9 protein-coding genes are annotated in these 12,731 nt (G+C 32.7%); 6 read left to right on the forward strand and 3 right to left on the reverse strand.

Translation table 4 applies throughout. From position 1 onward, the window contains the following. Nucleotides 1–2 precede the first annotated feature (2 nt). Genes ftsY through ACWXVN_RS01765 form a run of 6 tightly spaced genes read left to right on the forward strand, consistent with a single transcriptional unit; the run spans nt 3 to nt 7,883 of the window. The gene (gene ftsY / locus ACWXVN_RS01740; RefSeq protein WP_438341428.1) at nt 3–1,061 is read left to right on the forward strand and encodes a signal recognition particle-docking protein FtsY; all 1,059 of its coding nucleotides are present in this window, start codon (nt 3–5) and stop codon (nt 1,059–1,061) included. After that, entirely contained in the window at nt 1,054–1,296 is a 243-nt protein-coding gene (locus ACWXVN_RS01745; protein ID WP_438341427.1) for a sigma factor-like helix-turn-helix DNA-binding protein, read from the forward strand. Before ftsY ends, ACWXVN_RS01745 begins: the two co-directional genes overlap by 8 nt. Before the next feature lie 60 nt (nt 1,297–1,356). Further along, nucleotides 1,357–2,073: a UMP kinase gene (pyrH, locus tag ACWXVN_RS01750; protein ID WP_438341426.1), complete on the forward strand. Its 717-nt coding sequence runs from the start codon at nt 1,357–1,359 to the stop codon at nt 2,071–2,073. Between the two features lie 21 nt (nt 2,074–2,094). Then, nucleotides 2,095–2,646 carry a ribosome recycling factor gene (locus ACWXVN_RS01755; RefSeq protein WP_438341425.1) on the forward strand — a complete coding sequence of 184 codons (552 nt, stop codon included), beginning with the start codon at nt 2,095–2,097 and terminating at the stop codon, nt 2,644–2,646. Between the two features lies 1 nt (nt 2,647). Beyond that, nucleotides 2,648–3,571: a phosphatidate cytidylyltransferase gene (locus ACWXVN_RS01760; protein WP_455978914.1), complete on the forward strand. Its 924-nt coding sequence runs from the start codon at nt 2,648–2,650 to the stop codon at nt 3,569–3,571. Nucleotides 3,572–3,581: 10 nt separating this feature from the next. Continuing rightward, entirely contained in the window at nt 3,582–7,883 is a 4,302-nt protein-coding gene (locus ACWXVN_RS01765; protein WP_455978915.1) for a PolC-type DNA polymerase III, read from the forward strand. 66 nt (nt 7,884–7,949) lie between these two features. Here ACWXVN_RS01765 and ACWXVN_RS01770 read toward each other — a convergent pair whose 3' ends face one another. From ACWXVN_RS01770 to uvrA, 3 genes are read right to left on the reverse strand one after another with little or no spacing between them, the layout of a single operon-like run. Beyond that, nucleotides 7,950–8,870 carry an NAD(P)/FAD-dependent oxidoreductase gene (locus tag ACWXVN_RS01770; RefSeq protein ID WP_455978916.1) on the reverse strand — a complete coding sequence of 307 codons (921 nt, stop codon included), beginning with the start codon at nt 8,868–8,870 and terminating at the stop codon, nt 7,950–7,952. Further along, complete coding sequence (lgt, locus tag ACWXVN_RS01775) at nt 8,863–9,810, reverse strand: prolipoprotein diacylglyceryl transferase (RefSeq protein WP_438341421.1); 948 nt, start codon at nt 9,808–9,810, stop codon at nt 8,863–8,865. The genes ACWXVN_RS01770 and lgt overlap by 8 nt, the downstream gene beginning before the upstream one ends. Before the next feature lie 50 nt (nt 9,811–9,860). Beyond that, complete coding sequence (uvrA, locus tag ACWXVN_RS01780) at nt 9,861–12,683, reverse strand: excinuclease ABC subunit UvrA (protein ID WP_455978917.1); 2,823 nt, start codon at nt 12,681–12,683, stop codon at nt 9,861–9,863. Between the last annotated feature and the right edge of the window lie 48 nt (nt 12,684–12,731).

Here is a 12,731-nt window from a genome sequence, read left to right on the forward strand (position 1 = left end):
ATATGGGTTTTTTCAAAAAATTAAAAGACAGAATTTTTAAATCAAAAGAAGATGAAATAGAAAAAGTTAACGAAGAGATAAAAAACAAAAAAGCAAAAGAAATAGAAAAAGAGCTGTCAAACAAGAAAAAAGTTGACAAATACATCTCAGGATTAAGTAGGTCGAATACATCTTTCAGTGAAATGATTAAATCACTTGAAAATCAACACAATGAAATTGATGAAGACTTTTTTGAAGAGTTAGAAGAAGTTCTAATTATGTCAGACATCAGTGTGAAACTGGTTGACATAATAGTTCATGAAATCAAAAAAGAAGTAAAAAACGAAAATATTAAAGATATCAAGCTAATTAAAGAAATTATTGCTGACAAATTATTTACCATTTACACAGCAAACAGTGTGGTGGATACAACTTTAGATATTCAAAAAGGACGTTTGAACGTCATTTTAATGGTTGGAGTAAATGGAACTGGAAAAACAACTTCCATCATCAAAATAGCTAACAAGTTGAAAAATGAAGGTTATAAAGTTTTAGTTGCAGCAGGAGATACATTTAGGGCAGCCGCTGTAGAACAACTAGAAGTATGAGCACAAAGAGTAAATGTTGATATAGTTAAACCTAATGAAAACGAAACAGATCCAGCTAGTGTGGCGTTTAGAGCTTGTGATAAGGCTCTCGAAGGACACTACGATGTTTTATTGATAGACACTGCCGGAAGATTGCAAAACAAAGCAAATCTTATGAATGAACTAGCGAAAATCAAAAGAGTAATAAGTTCTAAAATCGAAAATGCTCCACAAGAAACACTTCTTTCCATTGATGCAACAACAGGACAAAATGGAATCAGTCAAGCAAAATTATTCGGTGAAGTTACTCCATTGACTGGAATTGTCTTAACAAAAATGGACGGAACATCAAAAGGTGGAATTGTCTTAACAATTAGAGATGAACTGGGTATCAATGTAAAATTCATTGGACTTGGTGAAAAAGTGGATGATTTACAAGAATTTGACTTAGATAATTTCATTTACGCACTGACAATGGGGTTAAGTGATGAGTAAAATTGATGATAAAGACTTAGAAGAACGTGAATATTTAGTTGAATTATTTGAAAAATATCAACAACTTTTGCCAACTTCACAACGCCAAGCACTCTATCTTCACTTAATTGAAGATCTTTCATTTAGTGAAATGTCAGAGGAATTAGCAATGACTCGTTCTGGCGCTTTCGATGCAGTGAAAAAAGGCAAGAAAAAACTGTTGGAAATTGCAAAAAAATTAGAACAAAATCCATAGCTTTTTGACTTTAGTCAGTTAAAATGTTAAAATTTATTTAATAAATTTAGGAAGGTGGCTATGGCTTATAAAAGAGTTTTAATTAAATTATCAGGAGAAGGATTAGCAAACAAGTCTAAATCTCTTGCTATTGACTATGAACTAGTTAAGAAATTTGCCTCACAACTTAAAAAAATAGTTGCTAAAAATGTTGAAGTGGCAATTGTTGTGGGTGGAGGAAACTTTTGAAGAGGAACCAGTGCTGAAAAAAACGGAATTAATCGGGTAAGAGCTGACTACATCGGAATGTTGGCAACAACCATGAATGCTTTAGCACTACAGTCAGGTTTCGAAAATCAAGGTCTACAATGTCGTGTTCTTAATTCATTGACAATGGATCCAAAAGTGTGTGAAGTGTATGTTAATGAGAGAGCTAAAAAATATCTACAAGATGGTGAAGTAGTAATCTTTGCCGGTGGAACAGGTAGACCATTCTTTACTACCGATACAGCTTCAACTTTATTTGCTTCAGAAATCGGAGCCGAAGCTATTTTAATGGGTAAAAACAATGTCGAAGGAGTTTATGATAGCGATCCTAAATTAAACCCAAATGCCCAAAGATTTGATGAAATTACATATGACGAAATTCTTGCAAGAGATTTAAGAGTAATGGATCAAACTGCAGTATCAATGGCTAAAGATAACGATATTGAATTATTAATTTTTAACATTAATGAGGAAGATTCACTATTGAAAGCCATTGATGGCAACATTGTTTCAACAAGAGTGCACAAATAATTTTTAATAAGGAGACAAACTATGGAATTAGATTTTTATTTAATGCAATTAGAAGAAGAATGTCAAAAAGCAATCAATAATTTTGAAATTCAAATGCAAAAAGTAGCCGTAGGAAGAGCAAATCCTAATTTAGTAAACAAAGTTAAAGTTAATTACTATGATTCTATTATGAACCTAGATGAAATAGCAGCTATCTCAGTTGCGAGTGCATTGCAACTATTAGTAAAACCATACGATATGGGTTCAATCAAAGAAATTGAAAAAGCGATCAAAGATTACAAATTACCAGTTTCAGTTTCAAACGAAGGAAATCAAATTCGTCTTTCATACCCAGCAATGACCACTGAAAAAAGAAAAGAAATGGTTAAACAATTAAACCAACTAACTGAGCAAGCAAGAGTTGGAATTCGTCAAGCCCGTCAAGATGTTAACAAAGCAATCAAAGCTGACAAAGAATTAAGTGAAGACTTGCAAAAAAATTACCTTGATGTAGTGCAAAAACATGTTGACAAGCAAGTTGAAGTTGTTAACAAAATGAGCGAAGAAAAAGAAAAAGATTTAATGACTATATAAAATGAAAAATTTAACAAAAAGAGCATTCAGTGCCACGATTTTATTTTTAATACTAATACCTTTTGTTTTTATTACTTACTATGCCAATTTTGTCGGAAGAATAATTGGCATTTGTTTTTATATTGCCTTCGCACTTTGAGCAAGCTGGGAAATTATTAAGCATTTTAATATCGATTTAGCCTCAAAAATACTGCTTATGACTGGTATTTTACTCATGATGTTGTTACCTTATGAGATCTTTGCCAATCTAAAAAATCAAGCATTTTGAGCAATAGATTCCAAAATTTTATTGAACCGTTATGCCTTTTTGGCAATTTCGTTTAGTGACAAGTTATATTTTACAGACCTGATTTTTGCTTTTATCCCCTTTTTATTAGCCATGCTTTTAAATATAAAAAAAATCATATGATCACAGTGGCTTATTGCCTTGCTGGTACTGCTTATTGTGCCAATTTTTAGCAAGATTCTATTCATTGTTAATGTCAAAAATATTTATATTTTATTAGCAATAGAATTAGTGGCAGTTTCTGTCGATACTAGTGCAATGCTGGGTGGTATGGCTTTTGGACAAAAGATCATTAAAAGAAAATTTGCTCCTAGATTGAGTCCCAAAAAAACATGAGAGGGTGCGTTGTGTGCGTTTCTACTGGGTAGTTTAGCAGTCTATATGTTATTTTGTCTTCCAGGGATGGTGGCCAAAAATAGCATCACAACAATCTACACAAGTGATTTGCAAGTTGCTTTTGGAGTTTTGTTTCTTGCTCCTATTACAATCTATGCGGACTTATTATTTTCCGCTTTCAAAAGAAGTCTTAAAATTAAAGATTTCAGTAATTTAATTCCAGGACACGGTGGAATCATGGATAGATTTGATAGTGTGTCAATTCTTACCATTGCTTCAATGCTAATTTACACATATTTATAAAGAGGTAATTATGGAGATTTTTAAAAAGCTTTGTCTAAAATGTAATATTAAAGTCGATGATGAATTTAATTCATTTTCAGTACCGTATGCTAAATATAGTGAAGCAACCGGTGCGATTGAGATGCAAATTGTTTTTGACCACCACATAACTCTTTCAAAATTCCGTTATTTTTATGAGTCATTAAACAAATGCTTTCCTAATTTAGATCTTAAGCTTTCAGTGCGTTTTAATTCAATGGATGCACACTTAATTTTTGACTATCTTCTGTTAGCAGCAGAGATGAAAAACAAGCCCCTTTATAATGAATTAATTAAAATATCTGAAACTAATGTTTCATTATCAGATGGAACATATTTAACAATTACCAGTTCTTACAAAAAAACTCTTGATGTTCTTAGTGCCTACAAAGATACAATTAATGCTTTTTTAGTTGGTTGGGGATTCAAAAATATAAGTCTTAAATTATCACTTAAAAAAGAAGAAACAAGAGATACAAATAAAGAAATTGAAAGACTCATTTCTGAAGCATCGGCACAAATTGAAGAAAGCAAAAAAATGGTCGAGAACGAGCAAAAGAAAACTGCTTTTGTTCCTCGAAAATCTTCACCACGCGAATACAAGCAAATAGCAATTAAGGATATTGATATTGAGTATGTTGAAAACGTTGAAATTAAAGGTCAAGTGTTCGGTATCGATGAAAGAAAAATTCGTGATAACTTTGTAATAAAAACCTTCACGGTTAGTGATTTTTCTGAAGCTATTACTGCCAAAATAATTAATAAAGACATTGAGATAAAGGAAAATTCCTTCGTTTCTATTAAAGGAAAAATAGAAATGGATCCGTATTTAAAAAGAAAAATTCTTCGTGTCGACTCTGTTGTCGAAATCGAACCACTGTGAAATAATAAAACTGACAATGCTCCAGAAAAAAGAATTGAGCTTGCATTGCGTTCAAATATGTCAACGCAAGACGGAGTTGTGTCAGCCTCTGATTATATCAAAGCAGCTCAAAGATACGGGCATCAAGCACTAGCAATAACTGATATAGATTGTGTTCAGGCCTTTCCAGATTTTTTCAATGCTACTAAAAAAATAGATTCATTAAAACCTATTTATGGAGCAACTTTATCTTCTATCACCAAGGATAATGGAACTGTATTATCAAGCCAAGATTTTGACTTAGCGACTCAAAGATACATTGTTTTTGACTTAGAAACAAGCGGATTGAGTCCGATATTTGATGAAATCATCGAGTTTGGAGCAGTGATAGTCGAAAATGGCGAGACTATTGACAAAATTCAGTTTTTTGTTAAACCTTCGAAACCAATATCTAAATTTACTACTGAACTTACTAACATTACTAACGAAATGTTAGAAACATATGGAATTAGTCAGGAAGAAGCATCACACAGAATTCACAAAATTCTTTCAAGTGGTATCGCAGTAGCTCACAATGCAAATTTTGACATCAGTCACTCAAAAGAACTATTTAAACGTTGAAATTTACCATATCTAGATATTAAAGGTATCGACACAATGTTTGTTGCCAGAATTTTATTTCCGCTAAACAGCAAATTCAGATTAGGAGTAGTGGCAAAAAAATTCGATGTTGTTTATGATGAAGAAACAGCCCACAGAGCCGATCAAGATGCGAAAGTATTGGCTGAAATTTGAATTAAAATGATAAGTAAACTAGCACGAGATTTGGAAATTACTACATCAGCTCAGCTGCGTCAAAAAATCGATCCTGAATTCTATCGAAAAAAATTTCCTTATGAAATAAGATTGTTGGCAAAAAATCAAAAAGGATTGAAGAAACTATTTCAAATTGTATCTAAAGGAAGTACTGAAGACTATCACAATGGGTTAAGAGTATTTCTTGAAGATATACAAAAAGGTGAAGATTTAATGATAGGAACTTCTACTCATCTTTCTTATTTCTGAGACAAAGTTTTCACTGGTTGTTCAGAAGATATAGAAAAAGAAATTACTCGTTATGACTATATTGAATTCGCTCCCTTATCAACAATGCAATATCGTGTAGCGCGAGGTGATATAAACAGTCTGGAAGCAATAAAAACTGCTTATAAAATGGTTATTGAATTAGCAAAGAAACATAATATACCTTGTGTTGCGGTTTCAGATGCTCGTTATACTGAAGAAATTGAAAAAATTCTTCACCATGTGTATATTTTTGCGGATGGTGTTGGTGGTAAAAAACACTGATTGTACTCATTTAAAGATCAAAACACTAAGGCATACCCGGTTCTAGATTACAAGACAACAGAAGAAATGCTGGCTGAATTTAGTTTCCTAAATGACGATAAACTAATCAAAGAAATAGTTATTTATAACACTCATTTAATAGCAAACCAGATTGAAAAAATTGAAGTAATCAAGAAAGATTTATTTAAACCTATTTTTGATGATAGTACCAATAAATTGACTGAACTTGTATACAAAACAGCCCACGAAAGATACGGTGAAATACTACCTGAAGCCATTGCGAAAAGAATCGATAGAGAACTTAAACCAATCACTGAAAATGGATACAGTGTTATTTATTGAATAAGTCATAAGTTGGTAAAAAAATCTAATGATGAAGGCTACTTAGTTGGAAGCCGTGGTTCAGTAGGTTCTTCTATTGTTGCAAATTTATCTGGAATTTCAGAAGTTAATCCCTTAAATCCACACTACTTGTGTTCACAATGTAAGTTTTTTGAAATGTTCGATCCTAGTCCTGAATTATCAAGTGGTTGAGATCTGAAAGATAAATTGTGTCCGAACTGTGCTATTCCTTTGACAAAAGACGGACACTCAATTCCTTTTGAAACATTTCTAGGTTTTAATGCTGACAAGGTTCCTGACATTGATCTAAACTTCTCTGGAGACTATCAAGCATACATTCACAACTATGTTCGTGAATTATTTGGAGAAAGTCACACTTTTAGAGCTGGTACCATTTCAACTATTGCTTCAAAAACAGCGTATGGTTTTGTTAAAAAATATGATGAAATAGTCAATGCTCAATCACGCTCATTTTCTACCGCCTACATTGAATTTTTAGCAGGAAAATCAACGGGAGTAAAACGTACAACAGGACAGCACCCTGGAGGAATTATCATTGTTCCAAAAGAATATGACGTTGAAGATTTTACTCCAATAAACTATCCAGCTAATGATAAAAGCAGTGATTGAAAAACTACTCACTTTGATTTCCATTCTATTCACGATAACTTACTGAAACTTGATATTTTAGGACACGATGATCCGACTGCTATTCGAATGCTAGAAAGATTAACTAAAATAAATGTTAAAAATATTCCTAAATCGGATGAAAAAGTTATCAAGTTATTTTCTACAACTGAGTCACTGAATATTGATCCAAATCAAATTGGTGGTGAGGTAACAGGAGCTAAAGGATTGCCAGAATTCGGTACTCAATTCGTGCGCCGGATGTTAAAAAGTGCAAAAGCCAAAAAATTTAGCGATTTAATTTCTCTTTCTGGTTTGAGTCATGGCACAGATGTTTGAACTGGTAATGCTGAAGAATTGATTAAAAAATACAATTTTGATCTATCGCAATTAGTTTGTTGTCGTGATGATATTATGAACACCTTAATCTTGCATCAAGTAGATCCTAAAAAAAGCTTTGATATTATGGAAAAAGTTCGTAAAGGTAAAGGATTGACTCCTGAAGAAGAAAATCTTCTAAGAGATCATAATGTACCTGATTGATATATTGAATCACTGCAAAAAATTAAGTACATGTTCCCCAAAGCCCATGCTACTGCCTACGTTATTATGGCCTGAAGAATTGCTTGATTTAAGATTTATTATCCACTTGAATACTACGCAACATATTTCACTACTAGAACAGAATCAAATGACATTAAGGTACTATCAGATTCTAAAGAAGCAATCGATCAAAGAATTGAAGAAATTAACACACTAATTAGAAATAAACAATCAACTACTAAAGAGCAAAATTATTTGGATGGCTTAGAAATCGGTCAAGAATTATATGCTCGTGGTTACAAGATTCTTAATGTTGACTTAGAACGTTCGCTTGCTAAAGAATGAGTAATTGATTATGACAAAAAAGCTTTGATTCCACCTTTTATCAATGTTGATTCACTTGGAGAATCAGTGGCAGAATCGATAATTAATGCTCGTAATCAAAATCCATTCTTGTCTGTTGAAGATTTGCAAGAAAGAACACAAATCAACTCTAGAATTTTAGAAAATCTAAAATCTTTAAATATTTTAGACAAATTAGACGAAAACAATAATATTAGTTTATTTGATTAAAATTAGCCTTGTGCTAATTTTTTTGTAACAAAAAAAAGCACCCAAAATGAGTACTTTTTCAGTCAATTATAGTTTGTTAGTAATATTCTTGGCAGCTATTGTTCCGTCGCTTACAGCTGTAGTAATTTGACGTATGTCTTTTACTCTAACGTCTCCTGCTGCATAGATATTAGGAACCGCTGTTTCCATGTTTTCATTGGTTATAATGAAGCCATTAGGAGCTAAAATATTTAAATCCTTTAAAAAACTTGTCGAAGGAATGAATCCAATGTATGGAAATAGCGCAGCCAATTTAATTGTTTTTATTTCTTCACCAATTTTAACCACAACACTTCCTACACTATCATTTTCATTAGGAAGTATTTCAAGAATTTGAGAGTTTTTAATAATTTCAACGTTATTTTTAGCTTCCAGTTCTTCGACTAGTTTTTTCTCAGCAATAATTTCATCTCTTACGAAAATATAAACTTTAGATGCAAAAGAAGCAACATATGCCCCTTCTTCAATGGCAGAGTTTCCACCACCGATGATTCCAATAGGTTGGTTTTTAAAGTTAGGCCCATCACAAATAGCGCAGTAACTTACACCTTTACCACCAAAATAATCAATACCTTTGATTTCTTTTGGGATTCTGTTTTGCATTCCAGTCGCAATAATTATCGTTTTTGCTTCAATAACTTGTCCATCATTTAGAATCACTTTTTTAGCAAAATTATCATTAGGATCGTTTTCTATTTTAACAACTTCACCATAAATAAATTCCGCACCATTTTCTTGGGCTTGTTGAAACATTTTTGTCGCTAACTGAGCTCCTTGAATTAATAATTCTCCGGGTCAATTTTCAATCTTTGATTGAAATGGTAATTTTCCACCAGGAACTTTGTTTTCAATAAAGACAGTTTTCAAACTGCTTCTTGTTGTATAAACTGCGGCAGTTAGTCCAGCAGGACCTCCTCCAATAATAACCACATCATACTTGTTATTCATGTACCGCCTCCAATTTTTCTTTGTTTTTTAGCAAATTGATTCTTTCAATTTCTTTTTGGCGGCGCATAGTAAATGAAACTGAATCTTCTCAAACAATGAAGTAAATTCATTTGGTTCCATACTGATTAACTTTGTAAATTGTGTATCGTTTGTTAGTTGTGAATTCAAATACAAGTACAAGAAGTACACCTACAACTATGTAAATTACCGAAAGAACATTATAGAATGTATAACTTTCAGCACGTAAATTTTCCATTGATAAACGAACCACACCGTATCAAATTCAGTATAGTCCACCAGTAGTTCCTGGTCTCAATCAATTTCATTTGTTTAGAACTCAAACTAAAATAATATATCCTAGCAAGTTTGCCATCGATTCATACAAGAACAATGGAGCACGGTATGCTGTTTCACCACCGTCAGTTATATACATGTGAGATTTGATGAAGTTTGGCAGTCAAACTATTGATCAATCGTCAGCACCTACAATTTGTCCAAAAACTTCATGATTTGCGAAGTTTCCTCATCTACCAATTGCTTGACCGATGAAGACAGTTGGCAAAATGATTGAAAGACATTTGCGTAAATCTACTTGTTTTCTGAAAAATGATAGAAAAATCAAGTCAGCAATGGCAGCGGTGACAACCCCCCCTTGAATTGAGAGTCCACCCTCTCAAATTTTGTACCAATGCTTAAGTGTTATTCAATCCTTGACTGCAATTCTTTCGAAAATAAAGAATAAACGCGCTCCAATGATAGCTGAAGGTAAAGTGACTATTACTACTCACACGAAAAGGTCAAATTTATATTTCTCTCTTTTTCAAAATCAATAGACGGTAAGAATAGCACAAAACATTCCTAGCATCATTAAAAAAGAATAAAGACGAAGATCTCCTAATTTTAAGACCGTACTTTGATCATCAGGGATATATGCTGTCATATTCCTCCTTTATGTATCTTAAATTTTAATAAATAACCTTTAATATTGAGTTATTTTTTCAACATTTCAGCAAGGTATTTACCTGTCAGCGAACCGTTTACTAAGCTGACTTGCTCTGGAGTACCAGTAGCCACTATTTTTCCACCATATCTTCCGCCACCTGGACCTAAGTCAATTATGTGGTCAGCAGACTTAACTACATCTAAATTATGTTCTATTACTAAAACACTGTCGCCACTATCAACAATGCGGTTAATTACTGAAAGTAATTTTTTAACATCGTGAGTATGAAGACCAGTAGTTGGTTCATCAAGTACATACAATGTTTTACCTGTGGGTTTCTTTTGTAAATACGTTGCAAGTTTGACCCTTTGGGCTTCTCCACCACTCAATGTTGTTGCACTTTGACCTAGCTGAATGTAATCTAAACCAACATCCATTAGTGTTTTTAGTTTGTCTTGAATTTTCTTTTTAGCAGCAAAAAATCCATAAGCTTCTTTTATTCTCATATTTAGTACATCATTAATGTTTTTGCCATGATATTTGATTTCTAAAGTTTCCAGATTGTAACGTTTTCCATCACAGTGATCACAGTCAACATAAACATCAGGCAAGAAGTGCATTTCGATTTTAATTACTCCGTCCCCTTGACATTTATCGCAACGCCCACCAGGAACATTGAAACTGAAACGGCCTTTTGTGTATCCTCTGAATCTTGACTCTTCAACATTAGCAAAAACATCACGAATATCATCGAAAACAGAAGTATAAGTAGCTGGGTTAGAACGCGGTGTACGACCGATCGGACTTTGTGTTATTTGGATAATTTTGTCGATATTGACATAACCACTCATTTTTGCTATCTCAGACTCATAATTGAACTCATTTATGTATTTATTTAATTCATTAACTATAACTTCATTTACTAAAGTACTTTTCCCTGAACCACTAACACCAGTAACACAGACCAATTTACCTAAAGGAATATCAACATCAACCTTCTTTAAGTTATTCATTGATGCACCTTTGATTTTTAACACTTTACCATTTCCACTGCGGCGTGATTCTGGGACTGCGATTTTTCATTCTCCAGAAAGATATTTACCAGTGATAGACTCAGGTGCTTTGGCAATGTCTTCAACTGAGCCAGTAGCTACAACATAACCACCTTCTTCTCCAGCTTTAGGTCCTATATCAACAATATAATCGGCATCAAAAATTGTTTCTTCATCGTGTTCTACAACAACAAGAGTGTTACCGATATCAACCATTTTTCTTAGTGAATTCAGTAACTTACGATTATCAGCCTGATGTAATCCAATGCTTGGTTCGTCTAAAACATATAAAATTCCAGTTAAATTTGCTCCAATTTGTGTGGCCAAACGAATTCTTTGGCTTTCTCCCCCACTCAATGTTTCAGCCTTACGATTTAGGGTTAAGTAGTCTAAACCAACGTTTACCAAAAACTCAAGACGGTGTTTAATTTCAATAAGAATTAAGTTAGCAATTTCCTTTTCGGTTGCATCTAATTCTAAGTTATTAATAAATTCAAGCAAGGTGTTTATGTCATTTTTGCAAGCTTCATAAATATTTTGATTTCCTAATTTAACTGCCAAAGCTTTAGGATTTAATCTAGCTCCCTTGCAAGAAGAACAAACAATTTCTGACATAAATTTTCCATATCAGGCTCGAATATCTTCACTAGTGGTTTCAAGATATTTACGTTCTAACATTGTTGCAATACCTTCAATGTACCCACTGCGATTATATTTATTTCCTGAAGCTGAAATCAGTGTATAAGTTAAAGGTTCATCTGAACCATACAATAAAATTCTCATTTTATCTTGTTCGATTTTCTCTAGCGGTAAGTCAATACTAATGTCATAGTGATCAAGCAGTACTTTAAATTCTTGTCACTCAAGATTCGTTGTGTTGACTGTATTTTCAAAATATTTAATTCCACCACCACGAATGCTTCGTTTGAAATTAGGAATTAATTTGTTGACATCAACTGATTGTTTAACACCTAGACCCTTACATTCCTCACACATTCCAAATGGAGAGTTGAATGAAAATAATTTAGGTTCAATCTTAGGCATATCAAAATCACCATACTCACAAGCATGGAAAATTGAAAATTGTTGAGTAGCACCATCAACTTCATGAACATTGACTAGTCCTTTTGAGTATCCTAAGGCAATTTCAACTGCTTCAGAAATTCTTTGACGCATGTCATATTTCAAGGTTAAACGGTCAATGACTATATCAATATTTCAACGTTTATTTTTATCTAATTTTATTTCATCGTCAAGACTAAAAATTGCGTCATTAATTTTGACACGCACGAAACCATCTTTTTTTAGTTTTGCTAGCAGTACTTGATGAGTTCCTTTTTCACCTTGTACAACAGGAGCGAGAATATATAATTTAGTATTTTCCGGTAGTTGAAAAATTGCATCAATAATGTCTTTTAATTTTTGTGCCTTTATTTCGATATTATGTTTAGGACAATAAGCTTTTCCAATTCTTGCATATAACAATCTTAGATAGTCATAAATTTCTGTAACAGTTCCAACAATTGAACGAGGGTTATTGTGAGTAGTTTTTTGCTCGATACTGATCGAAGGACTCAATCCTTCAATACTATCAACATTTGGACGTTTTGTGTTACCTAAAAATTGACGTGCATATGAAGAAAGTGAGTCAACATATCTTCTTCTTCCTTCTTCATAAATTGTGTTGAAAGCAAGGCTTGATTTTCCTGAACCACTAAGTCCTGTAAAAACAACTAATTTTCCTCTCGGAATTTCCAAATCAATATTTTTTAAGTTATTTTCTCTTGCTCCTTTAATGATAATCTTGTCATTTTCCATAATTCTAAAATTATATTCTATTGAATATAAAAGTTAAAAAATTAATTT

The organism is Mycoplasma sp. 4044 (assembly GCF_053851695.1).